Source organism: Streptomyces sp. NBC_00654 (genome assembly GCF_026341775.1).
Lineage (GTDB): Bacteria > Actinomycetota > Actinomycetes > Streptomycetales > Streptomycetaceae > Streptomyces.
The window spans coordinates 1,816,204-1,836,548 of sequence record NZ_JAPEOB010000001.1 but is presented as its reverse complement, the minus strand read 5'-3'; the positions used below and the strand labels follow the sequence as shown (position 1 = coordinate 1,836,548).

General features: G+C 73.0%; 18 protein-coding genes. 5 read left to right on the top strand and 13 right to left on the bottom strand.

What is annotated here, in order from left to right:
- Window positions 1–41 precede the first annotated feature (41 nt).
- The 6 genes from OHA98_RS08090 to OHA98_RS08065 all read right to left on the bottom strand — a co-directional run bounded on the left by OHA98_RS08090 (window position 42) and on the right by OHA98_RS08065 (window position 8,304).
- Window positions 42–1,280 (bottom strand): FxsB family cyclophane-forming radical SAM/SPASM peptide maturase, encoded by a 1,239-nt coding sequence (locus OHA98_RS08090; protein ID WP_323179527.1) that lies wholly within the window; start codon window positions 1,278–1,280, stop codon window positions 42–44.
- The gene (locus tag OHA98_RS08085; protein WP_266923785.1) at window positions 1,277–1,453 is read right to left on the bottom strand and encodes a YxD-tail cyclophane-containing RiPP peptide; all 177 of its coding nucleotides are present in this window, start codon (window positions 1,451–1,453) and stop codon (window positions 1,277–1,279) included. The genes OHA98_RS08090 and OHA98_RS08085 overlap by 4 nt, the downstream gene beginning before the upstream one ends.
- On the bottom strand, window positions 1,450–4,839 hold the full coding sequence (locus tag OHA98_RS08080; RefSeq protein WP_266923783.1) for an SAV_2336 N-terminal domain-related protein: 3,390 nt from the start codon (window positions 4,837–4,839) through the stop codon (window positions 1,450–1,452). Before OHA98_RS08080 ends, OHA98_RS08085 begins: the two co-directional genes overlap by 4 nt.
- 7 nt (window positions 4,840–4,846) lie before the next feature.
- A complete protein-coding gene (locus OHA98_RS08075; RefSeq protein ID WP_266923782.1) occupies window positions 4,847–5,857 on the bottom strand; it encodes a MoxR family ATPase in 1,011 nt (336 codons plus the stop codon).
- A 127-nt stretch (window positions 5,858–5,984) separates the two neighbouring features.
- The gene (locus OHA98_RS08070; RefSeq protein WP_266923780.1) at window positions 5,985–7,955 is read right to left on the bottom strand and encodes a trypsin-like peptidase domain-containing protein; all 1,971 of its coding nucleotides are present in this window, start codon (window positions 7,953–7,955) and stop codon (window positions 5,985–5,987) included.
- Window positions 7,948–8,304 (bottom strand): CU044_2847 family protein, encoded by a 357-nt coding sequence (locus OHA98_RS08065; RefSeq protein WP_266923778.1) that lies wholly within the window; start codon window positions 8,302–8,304, stop codon window positions 7,948–7,950. Before OHA98_RS08065 ends, OHA98_RS08070 begins: the two co-directional genes overlap by 8 nt.
- A gap of 177 nt (window positions 8,305–8,481) precedes the next feature.
- On the opposite strand from OHA98_RS08065, the gene OHA98_RS08060 reads away from it, so the two are divergent.
- Window positions 8,482–8,667 (top strand): DUF6104 family protein, encoded by a 186-nt coding sequence (locus OHA98_RS08060; RefSeq protein ID WP_003966321.1) that lies wholly within the window; start codon window positions 8,482–8,484, stop codon window positions 8,665–8,667.
- 159 nt (window positions 8,668–8,826) lie between these two features.
- Here the strand turns inward: OHA98_RS08060 and OHA98_RS08055 are convergent, their stop codons facing one another.
- On the bottom strand, window positions 8,827–9,723 hold the full coding sequence (locus OHA98_RS08055) for a hypothetical protein (RefSeq protein WP_266923776.1): 897 nt from the start codon (window positions 9,721–9,723) through the stop codon (window positions 8,827–8,829).
- Window positions 9,724–9,897: 174 nt separating this feature from the next.
- Between OHA98_RS08055 and OHA98_RS08050 the strand changes: the two genes are divergently transcribed.
- The gene (locus OHA98_RS08050) at window positions 9,898–10,755 is read left to right on the top strand and encodes a DUF4097 family beta strand repeat-containing protein (protein WP_266923774.1); all 858 of its coding nucleotides are present in this window, start codon (window positions 9,898–9,900) and stop codon (window positions 10,753–10,755) included.
- A gap of 1 nt (window position 10,756) precedes the next feature.
- A complete protein-coding gene (locus tag OHA98_RS08045) occupies window positions 10,757–11,848 on the top strand; it encodes a PadR family transcriptional regulator (RefSeq protein WP_266923772.1) in 1,092 nt (363 codons plus the stop codon).
- A 63-nt stretch (window positions 11,849–11,911) separates the two neighbouring features.
- On the opposite strand, the gene OHA98_RS08040 is transcribed toward OHA98_RS08045, so the two are convergent.
- Genes OHA98_RS08040 through OHA98_RS08025 form a run of 4 tightly spaced genes read right to left on the bottom strand, consistent with a single transcriptional unit; the run spans window position 11,912 to window position 14,681 of the window.
- A complete protein-coding gene (locus OHA98_RS08040) occupies window positions 11,912–12,502 on the bottom strand; it encodes a Clp protease N-terminal domain-containing protein (RefSeq protein WP_266923770.1) in 591 nt (196 codons plus the stop codon).
- A complete protein-coding gene (locus tag OHA98_RS08035; protein ID WP_266923769.1) occupies window positions 12,502–12,711 on the bottom strand; it encodes a helix-turn-helix domain-containing protein in 210 nt (69 codons plus the stop codon). The genes OHA98_RS08040 and OHA98_RS08035 overlap by 1 nt, the downstream gene beginning before the upstream one ends.
- Window positions 12,712–12,742: 31 nt before the next feature.
- The gene (locus tag OHA98_RS08030; RefSeq protein ID WP_266923767.1) at window positions 12,743–13,279 is read right to left on the bottom strand and encodes a GNAT family N-acetyltransferase; all 537 of its coding nucleotides are present in this window, start codon (window positions 13,277–13,279) and stop codon (window positions 12,743–12,745) included.
- Window positions 13,272–14,681: a cellulase family glycosylhydrolase gene (locus OHA98_RS08025; protein ID WP_266923765.1), complete on the bottom strand. Its 1,410-nt coding sequence runs from the start codon at window positions 14,679–14,681 to the stop codon at window positions 13,272–13,274. Before OHA98_RS08025 ends, OHA98_RS08030 begins: the two co-directional genes overlap by 8 nt.
- A 251-nt stretch (window positions 14,682–14,932) precedes the next feature.
- Between OHA98_RS08025 and OHA98_RS08020 the strand changes: the two genes are divergently transcribed.
- Entirely contained in the window at window positions 14,933–16,366 is a 1,434-nt protein-coding gene (locus tag OHA98_RS08020; protein ID WP_266923764.1) for a hypothetical protein, read from the top strand.
- 33 nt (window positions 16,367–16,399) lie between these two features.
- On the opposite strand, the gene OHA98_RS08015 is transcribed toward OHA98_RS08020, so the two are convergent.
- Together OHA98_RS08015 and OHA98_RS08010 are read right to left on the bottom strand one after the other, a co-directional pair.
- Window positions 16,400–17,365, bottom strand: a complete 966-nt coding sequence (locus tag OHA98_RS08015) for a zinc-binding dehydrogenase (protein WP_266923762.1) — start codon at window positions 17,363–17,365, stop codon at window positions 16,400–16,402.
- A gap of 262 nt (window positions 17,366–17,627) precedes the next feature.
- Window positions 17,628–18,860 carry an NADP-dependent malic enzyme gene (locus OHA98_RS08010; protein ID WP_266923761.1) on the bottom strand — a complete coding sequence of 411 codons (1,233 nt, stop codon included), beginning with the start codon at window positions 18,858–18,860 and terminating at the stop codon, window positions 17,628–17,630.
- A gap of 523 nt (window positions 18,861–19,383) precedes the next feature.
- On the opposite strand from OHA98_RS08010, the gene OHA98_RS08005 reads away from it, so the two are divergent.
- Window positions 19,384–20,343: an ABC transporter substrate-binding protein gene (locus OHA98_RS08005; protein ID WP_266923759.1), complete on the top strand. Its 960-nt coding sequence runs from the start codon at window positions 19,384–19,386 to the stop codon at window positions 20,341–20,343.
- Window positions 20,344–20,345 lie beyond the last annotated feature (2 nt).

Genomic DNA, 20,345 nt, shown 5'->3' with positions numbered 1-20,345 from the left:
AACTTTGTGCGCAAGCTCTTCGATTGTGCGTCAGATTTCGCTCAGTGAGGGCAGGTTGGCGAACAGTGACCATTGTCTCCCGCGTCACACAGGCGTCGGGCGATGTGCCGTATGAGGTGTTCGAGGTCGGCACAGTAGACGCTGGGGTGCAGAAAGCCGCTGTTCGGGGCGTACCGGTGCGCGTAGTTGCCACCGCCGCACACCCGGAGCACCGGACAGCCTCGGCACTCCGGCGCGAGCCCCTGTTCGCCCAGCTGCCGTGCCGCGACTCCGGGGTGGCGCAGCGCCTCGTCGAAGGAGTTGGCGAAGACGTCGAGGCCGGTCTCGGGGGCGCCCGCGTAGGCGCTCTTGAGGGAGTCGACCTGCTCGATCGCACCGTCCGTGTCGACCACGATCGCGGCCATCGGGGAGAGTCCGACCGCCTCGGCGGTGCTCCGGCTGCCCAGCAGCAGGGCCAGTATCTCCGTGAACAGCCGGACCCTCGTCCGCAGCCCGTCCGCGTGCCACCACAGGTCGAAGACCTCGGCGAGCCACTGCCCGTACGGTGCCGGATGCGGCCGGTGCCGTCCGGGGCGGGCGGGCCGCTTCCCCGCCGGGGGCGTGCCCCAGTTGGCGTGCGGCAGCAGGAAGTCCACTCCGGGCGGGTCCAGGGCGAGCAGCGAGGTGTAGACCTCCCGCGGGTCACCGGCGAGGTCGATCGTGCTGAGGATGCCCGCGTACTGCGCGCCGCGCCGGGCGAGCAGGGCGGCGGCGCGGGACGCGGCGGGCCAGGAGGGCCGGCCGTCGTGGCCCGGGCGCCGGCCGTTGAGGCGGGCGTTCCCGCCGTCGAGGCTGAGGCCCACCCGGATGCCCTCGTCGCCGAGCCGGTCGAGGACGGCGCCGGTCAGCAGCGTGCCGTTGGTCTGCACGGTGGGCAGCACCTCGCAGTCCGCGGGCACCGCCCGGCGTACCGCGCGGGTGTACGCGAGCAGCGGCCCGGGGCCCGCCAGCAGGGGTTCGCCGCCGTGCAGTTCGACCCGGATGCGGTCCAGGCCGTGGGCGGCGGCGTGCTCGCCGATGCGGTCGGCGGTGCGGGCCATGGTCTCCTCGGCCACCCGCGCCGGGCGCTCGCGCCAGCTGGTGTCGGGGCTGCGGTAGATGTAGCAGTAGTCGCAGGCGAGGTTGCACCGGCTGTGCACCTTGAGCACGAACTGCCGCAGCGGGACCGGGGTCAGGTCCGAGGCGTCCAGCGCCCGGTGCGGCCAGTGCGGAACGGGGCCCGCCGTGGTGTCCGCCGTCACGGGGCGTCCTCGTAGTACGCCACGCACGGTCCGGACTCGGCGGACCGGTCGCGCAGTCCCGCCAGGACCGCGTCCAGCACCGGGTGTCCGGTCGCGCCGCCGCGGTCGACGAGGGCGGCCAGGGACCCGAAGGAGGGCAGGGGCGTGCTGCTGTCGTCGGGCGGCAACGTCATACGTCACCCGATTCGAGGCGCTGTACGTTCTCCCTGATCCGGTCCGCGACCCGGCCGTGCTCCCCGCCGTGCTCGGTGAGGACGGCGAGTGCGCGGTGGTATTCGGTGAGCGCCCGGTCGGGACCGGCGATCCGCTCCAGCGTCCTGGCCCGGTCCATCAGATGGGCGGCGGCCATGACGGGCGATCCGGCGGCGAGCGCGCGGTCCGCGGCCTGCTTGAAGTAGGCCGCGGCCTCGGTGAACCGCACTTCGGCCCCGACCGCCCGGCCGAGCTCCAGGGCCACCTGGCCGCGGACGGCGTGGGCGGAGGCCGCGACATCGCCCGAGACGGCCCCGCGGGCCGCGGCTCCCAATATCCAGTCGGCCTCGTACAGGTCGACCAGGGCTCCCACGAGCCGGAAGCGGAACAGCAGCGCCAGGCCCAGGTTCATTCTCCGCGCGGCGAGATCCGGGCTGTTCTCCGAGGTCCCCGCCACGGACTGGCGCAGCAGCCGGACCGTCTCGCGCAGATCCTCCTCGGACCTGTTCTGCTGTGCCCGGCGCAGCAGGGTGAGGCCGTATATCTGGAGGTTGCCGGGCTCCCAGGGGCTGTCGGCGGGCGTCCGGGACCAGACCTCCGCCCAGGCCTCGACGGCCCGGTCGAGCGCCTCGTCCGGGGAGTCCATGCCCTCGTGGAAGCGCCGGCTCTCGATGGACGCCTTCGCCTCCAGGCAGCGGAGGATCAGCAGTTCGCGCCGGGAGCCGGCCGGCAGGTTCTCGGCGGCGGCCCGCGCCTCGGTGAGCGCCCGCAGGGCGTGCACCAGGCCCGTCTCCGTGTCGAGGCCGGTCCAGGCCAGCTCATGGGCCTGCGCCAGCGCGGCCCAGCCGTCGACGAGGTCGGCGGGGTCGGGCTGCCAGTGCGCGGCGGCCTCGTGCCGCGGCTCCTCGCCGTCCCGGTCGCCCGTGAGCAGGTGCGCCATCCGGGCCAGCGACTCGGTCAGGTCGGCGCGGGCACGCCGGGCGGCGTCCCGTACCCGCTCCGGGTCGGTGGCCGGTCCGCCGTCCGTCGTCCCCGCCAGTCGGCGGGCGAGCATGATGTAGGACCGGCCGCGCAGATACAGCGACGAGGGCGGTACGGGGTCCGCCTCGACCAGCGTGTCCAGCACGCCGATCGACCGGAGCATCATGGCCGAATACCACTCCTGGGGATCTTCGGGCGGCGGGCTGTGCAGCCGCAGGGCCTGCTCCGCGAAGTCACCGGCCAGCTCCTGGAGCACCCGGGCGCGGACGATCGCGGCGGTCCTGGCGACCGCACCGCCCCCGGCCACCGCCTCCGCCAGCGCCCGCTGTGCGTCGTCCAGCAGCAGGAAGCGTACGGAGTCCGGGTCCGCGGTCTCCCCCGGTGCGGCGGCGCGCTGCCGGTACCGGCCGGGCACCGCGTCCGTGTCCGCCCCGGCCGCCGCCACCTCCTCGGCCATCCTCACCAGCACGTCGCCCATGGTCCGGTAGGCCCGGGTCACGGTGGGCACGGCCTGTTCCGCGGCCTGGAGGGCGCCCTGGAGGTCTTCGCCGAGCCTGCGTGCCTCCCACCGCTCGACGAGCGCCGAGGCCAGGGAGGCGTACAGCTCGGCCTGTTCCGGGCGGCGGCGCTCGGCCCCGGACGCCGAGCCGAGCAGCGCGATTCCGGCGTCCAGATCCCGGGCGGTGCCCTGCAGCCGGAACCGTTCCAGCCGTGCCCGTGCCTCCTCCGCCGCCTCACCGGGCGAGTCGGTGTGCTCCGTCGCGGCGGTGACGGGCCGGGGCAGCGAGCGGCGCAGCACCCGGGTGGAGACGACGGCGAACTCCCGCAGCAGCGGGTCGTCCGGGGAACCGCCCGGTGGCCGGGGCGGCTCCACGCTGCCTTCCAGATAGGCCACCGCCATCGCGGGGAAGTTACGGGCGGTGCGCCCCCAGCGCCCCTCGATGTAGCGGGAGAGGTGCTTGAGCGCCAGATCCGGGTCGCCGGGTGCCAGTCGTTGGTACAGCTCGCCCCAGACACCGTCGCGGAACGCGTAGGCGGGGCTGCCGGGTCCCCCGTCGAGACGGGTGAGCAGCCCTCCGAGCAGCACTTCCGCGAGGACGTCGGGGCCGCTGTCCGGCAGCATGGCCCGCTGGAGGTGCTGCATCACCGGCAGTTCCAGCGGGGTGGTGGTCAGCCACTGGGCGAGCCGAACCGCGGCGGGCGAGGCGTGGCGGCGGAACACCCGGACCCGTTCCCGGGCCGGTAAGTCGGCCGCCCGGCGGGCCGGGGCGGGGGCGGGGCGCGGGTCCGGGCCGACCCAGGCTGCCGCCGCGCGCAGCGTCAGCTCGCCGGTCCCGGACAGCAGCCGGGCCCAGGTCTCCAGGGACAGGTGGTGGGGCGCCAGCACCGGAACGGCCACCGCGTGCCGGGGCGCCTCCCCCGGGGACAGGAACTCCAGCCGCCCCGCGGGCCCTTCGGGCCTGCGCAGCAGTCCTGGCCGGGCGGGCAGATGGGTGTTGCGCCACATCCTCTGTGGCAGCGGCTGGACGACGGCGACCGGCATGGCGGCCGCCCAGCGGTGGAGCAGCCGGTGCATGGCACCGTTGCGCCACATCGGTCCGGCGCAGTCGCTGAGCAGCAGCGTGATCTGCCGTCCGGTGGGGTCCGTGAGCTGGGCCGGGGGCCACAGCGCGGCCGGGCCGGCGGTGGCCGTGGTGGCGGCGCCCGGGGCGCCGTCCGGGTCCTCGTGCAGATAGTGGACGCGCACCTCGCGGAAGGCACCGGCGCGTTCGAGGACCTCCCGCAGTTCGTCGAGGGTCTGCTCCCACACCATGGTCGAGGAGGAGACATCCATGAGCAGTTGGGCGCGGGCCACCCGGCGGCGCGCGGGGCGCAGCACCGGCACGGTCAGGCCGGTCTCCGCCGCGTGCTGCGCGGTGGCCTTCTCGTCGAGGAGTCCGCCCGCCGGGCGGGCGGGCGGCCGGAACCGCTGCAGGGGGCGCAGCGCGCGCTGGAGGGCGAGCGGGTCGGGCAGGGTGGGCGCGGTGGGGACCCGTACGGGAGAGCCCCCGTACCGCGCGCCGGTGCCGCCGGCCCCTTCACCGCCCGTGGCCGGGGCGCGCAGCGCGGCGCGCCCCTCGGCCGGTGCCGCGGGAGGGCGGACGAGCGGCGCCACCGGGTCCGGCGGGACGATGGGCCCGGTCGCCCGGTCGCCGGGCGGGGGCTCCGCCGCGGCCCCGGCCGGCGGCCCGTCCGGCCAGGTGGCGGGCCCGACCCAGCGGGCGAGCCACAGCGCGTCGGCCACCTCTTCGGCGGTGGTGCTGAATTCGGCCTCCCGGAGCCGGGCGACCAGTGCGGTGAGCACGCCGTGCTCAGCGCCGGCTGCCCTGCGGGAGGCGGAGTTCATCGCGGCGTCACCGCTGCTGGGGGTGCTGCTCCAGGGGACGCATCAGCAGCCGGGCGATGCTGTCCCGCCGGCTGCCTGCCTCCCGTGCGGTGTGCTGGGTGAGGAAGATCGCGTTGAGTAGTTCGTCGGTCGGCCGCAGCCCCTCGTCGTCGCCCCGGCTGAAGCTCTCCAGGAGGTCCCGGTTGGCCTCGTGCGCGCCCTCCCCGAAGTGGGCGTGCACCAGCGCGGCGAGCCGTTCGTTGCGCGGTGGTTCCAGATTGAGCCGGATGCAGCGGCGCAGCAGGGGCTTGGGGAAGTCGCGCTCGCCGTTGCTCGTCATCACGACGAAGGGGAAGGCGCGGCAGCGCACCCTTCCGTCGACGACGGGCACACTGCGGCCGTCGTCGTCCAGGACGGTGACGGGCGCGTGTCCTTCGCGCTTGGCGGTGCGCTCCAGTTCGGGGATGCGGAACTCGCCTTCCTCCAGCACGTTCAGCAGGTCGTTCGGCAGGTCGATGTCGCTCTTGTCGAGCTCGTCGATGAGCAGCACCCGCGGGCGTTCCGCCGGGAGGAGCGCCGTGCCGAGCGGGCCGAGCTTGATGTACTCGCCGATGTCGCCCTCGCCCGCGCCGCGTTCGCGGGAGAGCTGGGCGTCCTGGAGCCGGCCGATCGCGTCGTACTCGTACAGCCCCTGCTTCAGTTCCGTACGGCTGACGACGGACCACTGCAGGACCCGGCCCAGGCCCAGCTCCCGGGCGACGGCGTGGGCGAGCGTGCTCTTGCCGGAGCCGGGCTCGCCGGTCACCAGGAGCGGCCGCCGGAGATACAGGGCGGCGTTGATGAGCTGGATCGCGTCCTCGTCCTGGACGGGGAGCAGGGGGCGCCCGCCGAGGCGCCGCTTCGTCGAGGAGTCCGGGCCGGGGACCGGGAGTCCGGTCGGCTCACCGGTGAAGTCGCGCCAGGGCGGCGGGGGCGGAAGCTCGCCGATCCGTTCCGGGGCAGGCTCTCCCTCACCCCGGTAAATCAGCCAGTTGCTCATTTCTCGCTCCTCGTCGGCGGTCGGTGACTTCCCGCGCTCTGGCCGACGGGGGCAGGCAACGCCCGCAATGGGCCCACGGGAATGTACCCCCGTAAGGCCCGGCCAAAGCTGATTTCCGGCCAAGTCGTCATGGTGAGTCCACCGGTCCCACGGGTCGCTCCGGCACCGGGCGGCGGGGGTCGTCGTACATGACGGCGACGGATTCGGCCCAGTGCCCCGTCGTCCGGGTCTCGTGGATCTCTTCCCTGATGCGCCGCAGCCGGTCGGGGAGTTCGGGCAGCGACTCGGTGCGCGCCAGCAGTTCGGCGACGCCCTTGTGCAGGTCCTCGCAGTCGCTGTCGCAGGGGCCCCGGTCATGGCCGTCGATGCGCCACAGGGCGATGCCGTGGCCCGTGTCGAAGGCGAACTCGATGGCCTTGCGGCCGATGCCCCGGCCCGCGGGATGGCACAGGACGGGGATGCCGGAGGGCTGTATCTCGGCGAAGTGCCTGCTCCGGGGCGGCTGTCCGGCGGGCGGCACCCGGCTCGCCGTGAGCGGTCCGCAGCCGGCCGCCGCGCTCCAGCGGTCCGACCAGAGGGCGTCCGGCTCCCCGCGCCGGTCCACGTTGCGCAGGACGATCCGCCGTCTCACCCCGACCGGAAGATGGGCGGGATCGCCCAGGCGCGCTTCGTCGGCGAGCTGCCACCGGTGTACGGGGGTGTCGAAGTACCCGGCGGGTACGACGACTTCGCAGGGTGCGGGCACCCCGCCCGCCGTATCGGCGAACTGGAAGGCCTCGGCGAGGTGTTCGCGCAGGTTGAGGCGGAGGCGGCCGGGCGCCACACCGTTCGGGTCGGTCTCCGAGGCGAAGATCTCGTGGTCACCGCTGCCGTCGTCGATCCTGATCTGCCAGTGCAGGGTCCCGTAGGGCAGTTCGTCGAGCTCGACGACGACGATGTGGGCCGGGTCGGCGAGGCCGGGGTAGGGGATGACGACGCGCTCCGTGCTGTCCCTCTCCGGCAGCCGGGCCTGTTCCACCAGCCGCCGCAGGTGCGGGGGCAGCCTGCGCAGCCGGCCGTCCAGCCAGTCGTCGAGCCCGCTCGTGTCGCCCCCGTAGCCGCGGGTGAGTTCGCCGACGAGCCGCAGGTAGTGCATGAAGACGTACGCCGGGAGCGGGGTGCCGTCGCCCCGGTAGAGCAGCCCGTGCCCGTCGCGCCAGGTCAGGGGCGCCGGCACGGTGTGCGGCAGCCGTTCGTTGCGCACGTGGCGGGCGAGCCCCGCGGCATCGCCCTCCAGGGGCGGGGCCAGGCCCGCGAGGTGGTTCAGCGCGTTCACCCGGTCCTCGGGGGACCACTGTTCGGCGTCGGCGCCGGAGCCCCGGCCGCCGAGCCGGCCCTGGTGGGAGGTCCAGCTGCCGGTGTCGGCCCGGCGGCCGTGGTGCCAGCGGTCATGGGCGTCCATGACCTCGCGGTACAGCACGCCGAACCGGCGCAGGGCGGCGGCGGACACGGCCCGTCCGCCGTCCTGCTCCGCGCGGCCGGACTTCACGATCTCCAGCACGGCGCCGGTGGCGGGATCCAGTACCGGTCCGCCCGAGACACCCGGAGGGAATTCGGCCAGGGACTCGAACCGGACGGCGAGCGCCCCGTCGTCGACGTTCGCCTTGACCGCGCCGCGCCAGAGCCCGTACGGACTGATGTCCTCCTCGGCCTCCTCCTGGGTCGGCCGGAAACCGAACGCCACCCGGTCACCGCCGCTGGAGACCATCTGGTCGCTGAGCCAAACGCACTCGTGCTCGACCGTGTCGTCGAGCAGCCGCACCAGGGCCAGATCGCGCTGGGCCGGGATGTGCTCGCTCCACGGGTCACCGACGAGCCACTGCTCCAGCCGTGCCGGGGCCGGGGCGATGCCGTGCTGCCGCTGGTCACCGGCCACCCTGAAGCGCCGGTCCCGGTCCTCCCGCACATAGGGGAGGAGCACATGCGCGGCGGTCAGGATCCAGCCGGGCGCGACGAAGAAGCCGCTGCCCCACATCCGGTCCTGGCCCGGCTCCGGCGGCAGGAAGTGAACGGTGGCCGCCCGGACGAGTGCGTCGAGGTCGGGAAGGCCGTCAGACATCCGTGCCGGCCGGCCCCTCCGGGTCCCGCTCGCCCAGCCGCCAGGTGAGGGAGACCTGGACGGACGCCTTGGCCTCGCCGTCCGCGAGGATGGCGAGCGCCTTGCCGGACTTGGTGCTCAGCTCCACCCCGAAGGTGACCGAGGCCTCGTGCGGCTTGACCGCGGCCGCGGCGTCCAGGACCGTGCCGCCGACCCGGGCGATCAGCTCGTTGAGCTGCTCCAGTCTGGCCGCGGCGGCGTCGGCCACGCCGACGTCCCGGTCGGACGACCCGTACCCCTCGGCCGCGCTGACCCTGGCATAGACGATCTTGCCGTCACCGAGATCGATACGACGGACACGACCACTCACGGCTCCCCCGATCCGCACGTCAAGGCAGGTGCCCCGGCGCTGACTTGATCCGGCCGACAAGATTACTGTCCGGCACCCCGGCAGGCGAGGGGGAACGGCTTCGCACCGTCGAGATCCGGCCGCTCCGGCGACCCCATACCCTGAGGGGAGAACTTCCGTACGCAACAGGAGCACGTCTTGTACTTCACCGACCGTGGCATCGAGGAACTGGAGAAGCGGCGCGGCGAGGAGGAGGTCACTTTCGAGTGGCTCGCCGAGCAGCTGCGTACGTTCGTCGACCTCAACCCCGACTTCGAGGTGCCCGTCGAGCGCCTCGCGACCTGGCTGGCGCGACTGGACGACGAGGACGACGAGGACGCGTAGACGCGGACGCGCGCGTCGGGGCCTTCGCCTTCCGCCCCTTCCGCCCCTGCCCGCCGCCCGCCCCTGCCCCCGGGCTCCGGCTCCGTACCCCGTCCCGGCTCCGTACCGGCTCCGGCTCCGTAGCCGACCCGGTCCCGGGCGCTGTCCGTCTCCCCGGCGCTATTCCTGTCCCCGGCTCCGGGGCGGCCGGGCCCCGCGGACGCGGTGGTACGCGATACCCAGCGCGCCCTGCACCAGCAGCACCGCCCCGGCCGCGGCCCAGCCTCCGCTGCGCCGGCGTGCGCCCCACAGCAGGAGCGGCAGCCCGGCCACGACCTCGGCCACGGCCACCGCTCGGGCCCCGGGGCCGCTCACCCACGGGCCGAGGCGGCTGTTCTCGACCGCGTCCAGTTCCACGCGTACGGCATCGCGCCAGCCCGCCCACTCGACGCGTTCCGTCCCCGGCAGCACCTCGGCCACGCCGCGCAGCCGGTCGGCGGACTCGCCGGGGCCGAGGCCGGTCGGCAGGGTCAGTCCGGTGCGGGTGAGCACGGCGAGCAGTCCGGTCAGCCGGGCGTCGGCGTCCGCGTCGGGGTCCGGCAGGGTCAGCTCCTCCAGCGCCTGGAGATCCAGGACGGGGTCGAGGCCGAGCCGTGCGGCGAAGGTGCGCATGGCCTCGCCCTCGCCCGCCGGGGTGCCGTCGGCGAGCCAGATGTAGCCGACGGGGCGGCGGAACCCGGCGGCCAGCGTGTAGCCCGCCCGGTCGCCGTCCCACCACAGGGCCAGCACCGGCCAGGCGGAGCCGACCGCGAGCGCGGTGGCCCAGCCGCCGAGCACCCGGTCGACGGGCTCGGCCGCCCCGTCCGCCGCGGCGTCCGTCCCCGCCCGCCCCGGCCCGGCCGGTGCCGCGCCCGCCCGCCCCGCGCCCTTCCAGGGCTTCCCCTCCGGTACGAGTGCGCTCCACTCGTCCCCCGCCGGGGTGAGCAGCATCGGCTCGCGCAGGAGGTGAGCCAGGGGCCGTACGGTCTCGGGGTCGGCCCGGCACAGCAGCAGTGCCCCCACGGATGTCGCGTTCATGCCTCACACGCTAGGGCAATTTGCCCATGTATGACGCTATTCGAGCGACACCTCTGGGCGTTCGGGCGATCAGCGGCTCCCCCGATCACGCTTGACTTCACCAAGCCGCGATATATCGTGTTCGACACGAGACGCGATATGTTGCGTCACCACGCTCTCCGGGAGGTCATATCCATGCCTGTGTCGACGTGGGCCGTCGCCGAGCCGCAGAAGCTCACCTTCGACGAACCGGTGACCACGCTCCAGGTGCGCGTCGTCAACGGCACCGTCAACGTGGTCGGCAGCGAGGAGACGGCCGCCCGGCTGGAGATCTCCGCGCTGGAGGGCCCGCCGCTCGTGGTGACCCAGCAGGACGGCACCCTGACCGTCGCCTACGAGGACCTGCACTGGAAGAGCCTCCACAAGTGGCTTGAGGACAAGGGCTGGCGCCGCAGGGCCGTCGTCTCCGTCGTCGTGCCCGCCGACTGCGCCGTGGAGGTCGGCGCGGTCGGCGCCGAGGCCGTCGTCTCCGGAATCCGGGGACGCACCGACGTGCGCGGCGTCAGCGGTGACACCAGCGTGTCCGGCCTGACCGGCAAGGTGACCGCCGAGACGGTGTCCGGGAATCTGGAGGCCCAGGACGTCACCGGCGATCTCCGCTTCCAGTCCGTCTCCGGCGATCTGACCGTGGTCGACGGCGCCGGGACCTCCGTACGCGCCGAGTCCGTCAGCGGCGGCATGATCCTGGACCTCGACCCGTCCGGACGGCCCACCGACATCCGGCTGACCACGGTCTCCGGCGAGATCGCCATCCGGCTGCCGCACCCGGCGGACGCGACGGTCGAGGCGAACACCGCGAGCGGCACCCTGTCCAGCGCCTTCGAGGACCTGCGGGTCAGCGGACAGTGGGGGGCGAAGAAGATCACCGGCACCCTCGGCGCCGGGACCGGGACACTGCGGGCGATGACCGCATCCGGTTCCATCGCCCTGCTGCGCCGCCCGCAGGCCGAGGAAGAACCGCACGACGCCGAGCCGACCGGAAAGGTTCTCTGACATGCCCCCCGTATTCGCCCACGGCCGCCTGCGCCTCTACCTGCTGAAGCTGCTGGACGAGGCCCCGCGCCACGGCTACGAGGTGATCCGGCTCCTGGAGGAACGTTTCCAGGGCCTGTACGCGCCCTCGGCGGGCACCGTCTACCCGCGCCTGGCCAAGCTGGAGGCCGAGGGCCTGGTCACGCACGCCACCGAGGGCGGCCGCAAGGTCTACTCGATCACCGACGCGGGACGCGCCGAGCTGGCGGGCCGCGGCGGCGAACTGGCCGATCTGGAACTGGAGATCCGCGACTCCGTCTCCGAGCTGGCCGCCGAGATCCGCGACGACGTCCGCGGAGCGGCGGGCAAGCTGCGCAGCGAGATGCGGGCCGCCGCGTCCGAGTCCCGGCACACCCCTGGCGGCGGAACGCCGGGCGGCAAGGGCACCAAGGGCGCGAAGGGTTCCCGCCCCCACCCGTTCGGCGACTTCGGCGACCTGGGCGACCTGGGCGACAGCGAGGCATGGCGCACGGCGAAGGAAGAGCTGCGCAAGGCCAAGCAGGAGTGGAAGGAGCAGGCCCGCCGGGCGAAGGACGAGTCCCGGCGCGCCCGCGAGGACGCCCAGCAGGCCCGCCGTCAGGCCCAGGAGGCCCAGGAGAAGGCACGCGACCAGATGCAGAGCGCCGCACGCCAGGTCCAGGAGCACTTCGCGCGGGGCGACTGGCCCGCCGGTGTGCGCGAGGGCCTGGCCGAGATCACCGGCCAGCTCGGCGGATTCGCCAGGACGGGCAACTGGCCCCCCTTCGGCAAGCCCGAGGACACCCGGACCTCCGAGGACACGGAAGCCACCGGAGCGGCCGGGACCGCCGGGGCGGACCCCGAGTGGGGCCGGGACACGGCCACCACGGGCGACCCGGCCCGCGACCTGGACCGCCTCCTGGACCGCTTCCGCGACGACATCCGCGATGCGGCACGGGACCACGGCGTCACGGCGGAACAGGTCACCGAGGCCCGCCACCACCTGGGTACGGCCGCGGCCCACGTCGACTCGCTGCTGCGCAAGGGCGGCCCGGCGGGCGAGGACGACCGCGCCGGCGACCGCGACAGGGCCTGACGGCGGAGGGCCGCCCCGCACCCGCCCGGCACCCCACGGGGGCCGGGGCGGGCGGGGTGCGGGTCAGCCCGCCTCCGCCTGCGGCCCTCCGCCGCGCCGGTCCGCTGCCCCGGCCCCGTACAGGGCACGCTCCACGGTCGCGTAGGTCGCCCCGTGCTCGGCGAGGACGTCCGCGACCGTTCCGGGGGTGGCGGTGAGCGCCAGCAGCAGGTGCTCCTCGCCGATGAAGCGGTCGCCGCGCCCGAGGGCGACCCGCAGCGACTTCTCCAGGATGGTCTTCGCGCCCGGGGTGAACGGGCGGCGCCCGGACCACCACCGGCGGCTCGTCCGGTCACCGGCGAGCGCGCCCTCGCCGTGCGCCCCTTCCACACGGGACACGATCTCGTCGACGTCGATCCCGATCCCGGCGAGCGCCTCCGTGTCGGCCCTGGTCAGGCCTCCGCGCCGACGGGCATCGGCGAGCGAGGACTCCAGCGAGTCACGGCCGTCGGCGAGGCCGAGCGCCGCGACGGCGAAGGAGGCCCGGCTGCCCCTCTGTTCCAGCAGGGCGAGGAGCAGATGTTCCTCGGCGACCGAGCCGGCACCGGCCCGTTCGGCCTGGACGACGGCACCGGTCACGACGGCTCGGGCGCCCTTGGTGAATCGCTCGAACATCAATGCCTCCCGTACTTCTTGTGCACGGCCTGCCGGCTGACGCCCAGCTCGGCCGCGATCTCCTGCCACGACCAGCCCTGGGCGCGGGCGCTCGCGACCTGCACGGCTTCGAGTTGTTCCAGCAGACGCCGCAGCGCGGCGACGGCCCGCAGCCCGACACGCGGGTCGCGGTCACCGGCACGTGCGGCCAGATCCGTTGCTTCGGTCATGCCGTCAACCTACGTTGACGCGGCCACTTCGTCAACCTTCGTTGACAGAATCGCTCGCGAGACGGGCGTGCCGCTCCACGTCGAACCGCTCCTCGCCGTACCGCAGCTTGCCCCGCTCGATCCCCTCCACCGCGAACCCGGCCCGCCCGGCGACCCGGCAGGAGGCCGGATTGTTCGTCCGGTGCCCCAGTTCGAGCCGGAACAGGCCGAGGTCGCCGAAGGCCCAGCGCGCGAGCGCCCGTACGCCCGCCCCGGCGACACCCCGCCCCCGGGCGGGGCCGGCCGTCCAGTACGAGACCCAGCCCGTGTCGTGGACGCGGTTCACCGCACCCACGGTCACGCACCCGAGCACCTCGCCCTCCCCCACGACGGCCCAGGCGTAGCCGGTCCCGGCCGCGCGCTCCCGCTCCCGGTCCGCCACCCACTCCAGGGCCTCGGCCGGGGTCGTGACGGGACGGGCCGACTGGCGGGACATCCCGGCGGGCGCGAAGGCGCGCAGCACGGCCGGGGCGTCGTCCGGCCGCCAGGAACGCAGCACCAGCCCCTCAGGGGTCTTCATCTCAGCCATGGGCGCCACTCTCGCGCACCGTCACCCCCACCCGCGCCCCGCCCCTCGCCACGACCCGCAGCTCTCCGCCGTGCCGCGCGTCCCCCCGGACCACGGCGGACCCGTCCACCGAGACCCGCCAGCCCCGCGCCGAGGGCGGCAGCGAGATCTCCGTCGTACCGCGCCGGGCCGCCGTGTAGGTGAGCCGGTAGACCCGGGTATCCGCGTCGTACGTGTCGGAGCGGACCGTGCCCGCGACCGCCGGGGCGTACGGGGTGGCGGTCAGCTCCTTGTTCGTACGGAAGCGGCCCTGCTCGTCGAGGGCGCAGTAGCCGCCCCCGTAGCACCACACATAGCCCGCCCAGCCGGAGCTGTAGCGGTTCAGGGAGGCGACCGCCTCGCGGTAGAAACGGTTCATCAGCGGGAGCCCGTTGTTCAGCGGCCCCCATTCGCCGACGACGACCGGCATGCGCCGCTCCTTCGGGTACGCGGTCACGGCGGCCTCGTACGACTCGATCCAGCCCGCGCCGGGGTCGTAGTCGGCGCCCGCCTCCATCGCCGTGTTGTAGAAGTGCGGCGCGTACACGGCCCTGCGGTCCTCGATCCGGCCCAGCCCGGTGGGCACGCCCTCGCCCACGATCGGCGTGGGCTCGACGAAGACCCAGGTGTCGCGGTCGACCGAACGCACCGCGCGGGCCAGCCTGTTGTACATCGGGGTGAGCTGTTCGGCCTCGATCCGGCGGGCGGCCGCGGGCAGTTCCTCGCCCTCCCGCAGCTCCCCCATCGGCTCGTTGATCAGGTCGTAGCCGATGACCGCCGGATGGTGCGCGAACCGGCCCGCGAGGACCCGCCACATGTCGGCCTGGGCGCGCCGCAGGTCCGGGTCCTCGTACAGGTGGGTGAAGGCCCGCTGGACGGCCGGCTCGAAGTACTCGGCGAACCAGTCGTCGGGGTGCGGGGTGAACGGCAGCCCGTCGGTACGGGTGGCCCAGGCGGGGATGCCGCGGTGGCCGAACGCCGGGCCGAAGACGTCCTGGTGGGCGTCGAGGAGGACCTGGACGCGGTACTTCCGCGCCCAGTCCAGGATCCGGTCGATCCGGCGCAGATACCGTTCGCTGTACCGGCCCCGCTCCGGCTCCAGATCGTCCCAGAAGACCAGCAGCCGGGCGAAGTTGAACCCCTTGGCCCGCAGATCGCGGAAGTGCTTCTCGGTCACGGCCGTCAGGGCCGCCTCACCCCGGTTCGCCTTGTCCTCGACGTTCCAGCCGCGCAGGGTGAGGGCCCTGCCGCGGTCGTCGGTCAGCCGCGGGATGCCACTCCCCGGCCGGTCGGGGGCGGGACGCGCCGACGCGGCGGGGGCGAGGGCCCCGGCCGCCAGCACGGAGGAGACGACGACTGCCACGAGTGCTCTGCCGATTCGCATGGGCAGATCCCATCAGCAGAACTGACACTCCATCAAGAGTGCCTGCGGCGGGGACATTCGGTGGACGGTACGGGGCATGCGACCGCGATCCGGTCCGGGATGGAGGCGGACCGGTGCGGGGAAGGACGCGCCGACCGGTTCCTCCGGAAGGGTGGTGCTGGGGCGGGGGCGGCGGAACTATGGGCCGAGGACAGCAACCCCCGGGCCACGACCCGTGCCGCCGGGGCGCGGGAACGAGGCGAGGCGGGGACATGCGTAGCTATGCCGGTGCGGTGGTCGGCAACTTTCTCTTCGTCATGGTCTGCTGCTTCCCGGTGCCGCTGGCCTACGTCGTGGCCTGGATCGCCTGGTCCGAGGGCGAGGACTGGGCCTGGATCCCGCTGCTCGCCGCGCTGGCCGGCTCGGGCCTGGTCCTCGTCCTGGCCTCCAGGCTCGCGCGTCGCGGATTCCCCCGGATCACGCGCGCGGACCGGGTCGAGGACGGCGGCTTCTCCTACGGCGAGGAGAGCTTCGTGATGTGGGCTCCGCAGTCCCCGAAGGGCCATCCGCAGGCACGGCTGGTACGCGCGGATGTGCTGGAGGCGTCACTCGCGCGGTACGACCCCGAGGGCGGGACGGGCGTCACGACGTACCCGGGCGACTACACCCCCAACGAATTCACCCCACTGGTCGAACTGAGGCTGCGGGTGTACGAGGCGGAGGAAGCGGAGGCCGGGGGCCCGGCGGGGTGGTTCGAGATCACGGACCAGTGGCGGGTCCCGTCCGTGTGTCTGTCGGCGGTCACGGCGGGCCGCCTGGCCGTCCTCGTCGCCCCTGCCGGACCTGCCGGACCTGCCGGATCCGCCGGTCCGCAGCCCCACGGAAGCGTCACCCCCCTGTGGCCCAGCAGCACCCTGCTGGCGGGGACACGGACCTGCCGGGTGGCCGGCCTCGACGGCGGGCTGAGCGATGCGACCCGGCGCCCCGGCCGCCTGCTGCGGCAGATGCGGATCTCACGGTCGGCGGGAGGCGTCGAGCTGACCGGCGACACGATCGACCTCCGGCGCCTGGACGCCCACACGGCGGCGCGCTACACCGCCGTGGTCGAGCGGGACCGTTCCTTCCCCGAAGAACGGGCGCCGGTGACCGAGCCGGGTGAGGAATCCCGGTGGATCGTGGACGGGCTCCCGGGTGAACGGGCGGAGTTCGGATCCGTCGGCCGGCGGTGGTCGAGCCGCGGTGGCGTTCTGGTGCGGGGCCGGTTCCTGAAGATGCGCTCCACGCACAGTTTCCAGGACCACGGGCCGGTCCTCGATACGGTGCTGCGCGTCCATCCGGCGGACGGCACACCGCCGTTCGAGTCCGCCCGGAGGCTGACGGTCCCGATGACCTACCTGGCGGTGCTGCACCGCACCAGGGAGGTCGTCCTGTACGCGGACCCGGCCGGCGGCTCGTACGTCGTCGACTGGCCCCGCACCAATCTGCTCGCCGGCACCACCGCAGCGGCGGTCATCACCCCCGAGGGCCGGGAGCTCCCCCTGGCGGGGCGCCCCGACGTGATCTGGTCCCTGATGAATCTGCTCGCATCACACGGCCTCTCGAACCCGGACCCCGTCCTGGACCTCCGCAAGCGCCGGATGAGCCCGGTGGCGGGGGCGGCGATGGAACTGACGCGGATCGGCCAGGACGTCGCGGGCCCTTCCTGAGCGCTGCCCCCTCCGGCCCCTGGCGGGACGGCCCTAGGACGAGGTGAGCACGATCTTCCCGAACTGCTCTCCCGACTCCATCCGTTCGAACCCCTCCCGGGCCCGGTCCAGCGGCAGCACCTCGTCGATGACGGGCCGCACACCGGTCGCCGCGCAGAACGAGAGCAGGTCCTCCAGCTCGTCCTTGGAGCCCATCGTGGAGCCGATGACCTTCAGTTCGAGGAAGAAGATCCGGGTGAGTTCGGCATGCGAGGGGCGGTCACCGCTGGTGGCGCCGGAGATGACGATCGTGCCTCCGGGGCGCAGCGCCTTCACCGAGTGGGACCAGGTGGCGGCACCGACCGTCTCGATGACCGCGTCCATGCGGTGGGGAAGCCGGGCGCCGGACTCGTACGCCTCCACGGCGCCGAGTTCGACGGCCCGCCCGCGCCTGCCCTCGTCCCGGCTGGTGGCGAACATCCTCAGTCCGGCCGCCTTGCCGAGCACGATGGCGGCGGTGGCGACACCGCCGCCCGCACCCTGGACGAGCACGGAATCGCCGGGGCGCACCCCGGCGTTGGTGAACAGCATCCGGTACGCGGTGAGCCATGCGGTCGGCAGGCAGGCCGCCTGTTCGAAGGTGAGCTCCTTCGGTTTGGGCAGCACGTTCCAGCTGGGCACGGTGACCTGCTCGGCGAAGGTGCCCTGGTAGCGCTCGGTGAGGATGGACCGCGTCTCGCCGGGGCCGACCCCGTGCCCCGTCTGGCCGATCACCGAGTGCAGGACGACCTCGTTGCCGTCCTGGTCGACCCCGGCGGCGTCACAGCCGAGGATCATCGGCAGCTTGTCCTCGGCGAGGCCCACGCCGCGCAGGGACCAGAGGTCGTGATGGTTGAGGGAGGCGGCCCTGACGTTGACGGTGGTCCAGCCGGGACGCGCCTCGGGCGCCGGGCGTTCACCCAGCTCAAGGCCGTTCAGGGGCTGGTCGGGGTCGATGCGGGCTGCGTAGGCGGCGAACATGGCTCGACGATAGGGCGGAGAGTCCGGCGGCGTAACCGGCCGACGGTGTGACACACGCCAACCCGCCCCGGAACACTACAGGCGGTCCGGTCACGGGCAGAGGCAGAGGCAGGGGCACGGGCAGGCGCAGGGTCACGGGCTACCGGCACCGGCTACCGGCACACACGCCGGACACGCACACGCACACGCACACGCACACGCACAACGGAAAGGGTGGGGCGGCCCCGCACACCGCGGGCCCGCCCCACCCCCTGTCGCCACGTCAGCGGCGCGCGACGCCCTCCGCCCGCGCGGCGGCGGCCACGGCCGCCGTCACCGCCGGGGCGACCCGCTCGTCGAACGGGGACGGGATCACGTAGTCCGCCGCCAGTTCGTCACCGACCACGTCGGCCAGCGCGTTCGCCGCCGCGATCTTCATGCCCTCGGTGATCCGGGAAGCCCGGACCTGGAGCGCGCCGGCGAAGATGCCGGGGAAGGCCAGCACGTTGTTGATCTGGTTCGGGAAGTCCGAACGCCCGGTCGCCACCACCGCCGCGTACTTGTGCGCGATGTCGGGGTGGACCTCGGGATTCGGGTTGGCCATGGCGAAGACGTACGCCCCCGGGGCCATCGAGGCGACGGCCGCCTCCGGGACCGTACCGCCGGAGACACCGATGAACACGTCGGCGCCGGCCAGGGCCGACTCCAACGGTCCGGAGATGCCCGCCCTGTTGGTGATCGCGGCCAGCTCCCGCTTGACGTCGGTCAGGTCCTCGCGGTCCCGGCTGACGATGCCCTTGCGGTCGGCCACGGCGATATCGCCGATCCCGGCCTCCAGCAGGAACTTGGCGATGGCCACCCCTGCCGCCCCGGCGCCGGAGATGACCCCGCGCAGATCTCCGAGCGTCCGCCCGGACAGCTTCGCGGCGTTCCGCAGGGCCGCGAGGGTCACGACGGCGGTGCCGTGCTGGTCGTCGTGGAAGACGGGGATGTCCAGGCGCTCCTGGAGCTTGCGCTCGATCTCGAAGCACCGGGGGGCCGAGATGTCCTCCAGGTTCACTCCGCCGAAGGAGGGCGCGAGCCGGACGACGGTGTCGACGATCTCGTCCGCGTCGGTGGTGGCGAGCGCGATCGGCACCGCGTCGACCCCGCCGAACTGCTTGAACAGGATCGCCTTGCCCTCCATCACCGGGAGGGATGCCTCGGGACCGATGTCACCGAGACCGAGGACGGCGGTGCCGTCCGTCACGACGGCCACGACCTGCGATTTCCAGGTGTAGTCGTGGACGAGCTCGGGATTCTCGGCGATGGCGCTGCACACCTTGGCGACGCCGGGTGTGTACGCGAGGGAGAGGTCGTCCTTGTCCCGGATCGGGACGGTGGACCGCACGGCCATCTTCCCGCCGCGGTGAAGGGCGAAGGCCGGATCGAAGGGCTCGTCGGCTGTGGTATCCACGTGATCGATGTCACTGTCAGTAGTGCTGTCGCTGCGAGGATTGACGATCTCCGCTGCCATGGTGTTGACCCCTTAAGTCTTCATCGTTTGAGGGTGGCCACTCCTGGTTGAGGAGGGGTGGGCGGGCACCGCGTACGTGCCTGCGCGGAGTGGTTGGCCCGCTCCCGCAGGGGGGATTACATACGCGCGGGCGCGCCGCACACGCGCCCTGAGCCCCGGATGAGGGGTGTAAACGTCTTTTTTACCTGACGAACAGTGCCTCGGACGAGTCCGTATCGAGTCGGTGACGTGACTCATAGCCGAATATCGGGACAAGTCCGCTAAGCGGCATAAAAGTCGTCCACCGGTCGAGACGTACCGGAGATCCTCCGGCCGGAGGATGCAATTCCCACGGATGGTCCGGCCCTGACGTACCGGCCAGTTGAGGTTCGGGGGTCGCCCGTTACCCGATTTTGACATGACAGGCTCCCTGAATGGGGTAATCCGAATGGCAAGATGCCGTAATCACACAAGGTGGCGACACTCGAAGTTGTGCGCGCGTCCACCTTTCAGCACCCCCCTTCACCTGCCGGAGGACTCCGACATGACCGCAAGCACCACCTGTCGTACGACCGCGAAGGCCCGGATTGCAGCGGTTTGCGCCATCGCGGTCGCCGGCACCATGCTGCTGACCGCCTGTGGCGACCAGACCGACTCCGCCACCAAGAAGCGCGGCGAGACGAACACCACCGAGAACGCCCCGCTCGCCGATCTGCTTCCGCAGGCGATCAGGGACAAGGGCGAGATCAAGGTCGGTTCGGACATCGCCTACCCTCCGGTCGAATTCAAGGACAAGTCCGGCAAGACCGTCGGCATCGACCCCGACATCGGCGACGCGCTCGGCAGGCAGCTCGGGGTGAAGTTCACCTTCGAGAACGGCACTTTCGACACGCTGCTCACCGGACTGCGCTCCAAGCGCTACGACCTGGCCATGTCGTCGATGACCGACACCAAGGACCGCCAGGAAGGCATCGACTCCGAGACCGGGAAGAAGGTCGGCGAGGGCGTCGACTTCGTCGACTACTTCACCGCCGGTGTCTCGATCTACACCAAGAAGGGCGACGACAGGGGCATCAAGACCTGGTCGGACCTCTGCGGCAAGAAGATCGTGGTCCAGCGCGGCACGGTCTCGCACGATCTGGCCAAGACCGAGAACGAGAAGTGCGGCAGCAAGGGCACGATCTCCATCGAGGCGTTCGACAACGACCTGGAGGCACAGACCCGCCTGCGCGGCGGCGGTGCGGACGCCGGCTCCTCCGACTTCCCGGTGGCCGCGTACGCGGTGAAGACCTCCGGCGGCGGCAACGACTTCCAGCTGGTCGGCGAGCAGGTCGAGGCGGCCCCGTACGGCATCGCCGTCGCCAAGGACAACAAGGATCTGACCAAGGCCGTGCAGGCCGCGCTCGACGCGATCATCAAGAGCGGCGAGTACGAGAAGATCATCGCCAAGTGGGGTGTGGAGGCCGGAGCGGTCAGCGAGGCCAAGATCAACGGCGGGTCCTGAGC

What these genes read in the sequence shown, in the direction of transcription:
- OHA98_RS08085 (WP_266923785.1), bottom strand. Translation starts at nt 1,453, where the DNA reads ATGACGTTGCCGCCCGACGACAGCAGCACGCCCCTGCCCTCCTTCGGG.
- OHA98_RS08080 (WP_266923783.1), bottom strand. Translation starts at nt 4,839, where the DNA reads ATGAACTCCGCCTCCCGCAGGGCAGCCGGCGCTGAGCACGGCGTGCTC.
- OHA98_RS08075 (WP_266923782.1), bottom strand. Translation starts at nt 5,857, where the DNA reads ATGAGCAACTGGCTGATTTACCGGGGTGAGGGAGAGCCTGCCCCGGAA.
- OHA98_RS08070 (WP_266923780.1), bottom strand. Translation starts at nt 7,955, where the DNA reads ATGTCTGACGGCCTTCCCGACCTCGACGCACTCGTCCGGGCGGCCACC.
- OHA98_RS08055 (WP_266923776.1), bottom strand. Translation starts at nt 9,723, where the DNA reads ATGAACGCGACATCCGTGGGGGCACTGCTGCTGTGCCGGGCCGACCCC.
- OHA98_RS08050 (WP_266923774.1), top strand. Translation starts at nt 9,898, where the DNA reads ATGCCTGTGTCGACGTGGGCCGTCGCCGAGCCGCAGAAGCTCACCTTC.
- OHA98_RS08045 (WP_266923772.1), top strand. Translation starts at nt 10,757, where the DNA reads ATGCCCCCCGTATTCGCCCACGGCCGCCTGCGCCTCTACCTGCTGAAG.
- OHA98_RS08040 (WP_266923770.1), bottom strand. Translation starts at nt 12,502, where the DNA reads ATGTTCGAGCGATTCACCAAGGGCGCCCGAGCCGTCGTGACCGGTGCC.
- OHA98_RS08035 (WP_266923769.1), bottom strand. Translation starts at nt 12,711, where the DNA reads ATGACCGAAGCAACGGATCTGGCCGCACGTGCCGGTGACCGCGACCCG.
- OHA98_RS08030 (WP_266923767.1), bottom strand. Translation starts at nt 13,279, where the DNA reads ATGGCTGAGATGAAGACCCCTGAGGGGCTGGTGCTGCGTTCCTGGCGG.
- OHA98_RS08025 (WP_266923765.1), bottom strand. Translation starts at nt 14,681, where the DNA reads ATGCGAATCGGCAGAGCACTCGTGGCAGTCGTCGTCTCCTCCGTGCTG.
- OHA98_RS08020 (WP_266923764.1), top strand. Translation starts at nt 14,933, where the DNA reads ATGCGTAGCTATGCCGGTGCGGTGGTCGGCAACTTTCTCTTCGTCATG.
- OHA98_RS08015 (WP_266923762.1), bottom strand. Translation starts at nt 17,365, where the DNA reads ATGTTCGCCGCCTACGCAGCCCGCATCGACCCCGACCAGCCCCTGAAC.
- OHA98_RS08010 (WP_266923761.1), bottom strand. Translation starts at nt 18,860, where the DNA reads ATGGCAGCGGAGATCGTCAATCCTCGCAGCGACAGCACTACTGACAGT.
- OHA98_RS08005 (WP_266923759.1), top strand. Translation starts at nt 19,384, where the DNA reads ATGACCGCAAGCACCACCTGTCGTACGACCGCGAAGGCCCGGATTGCA.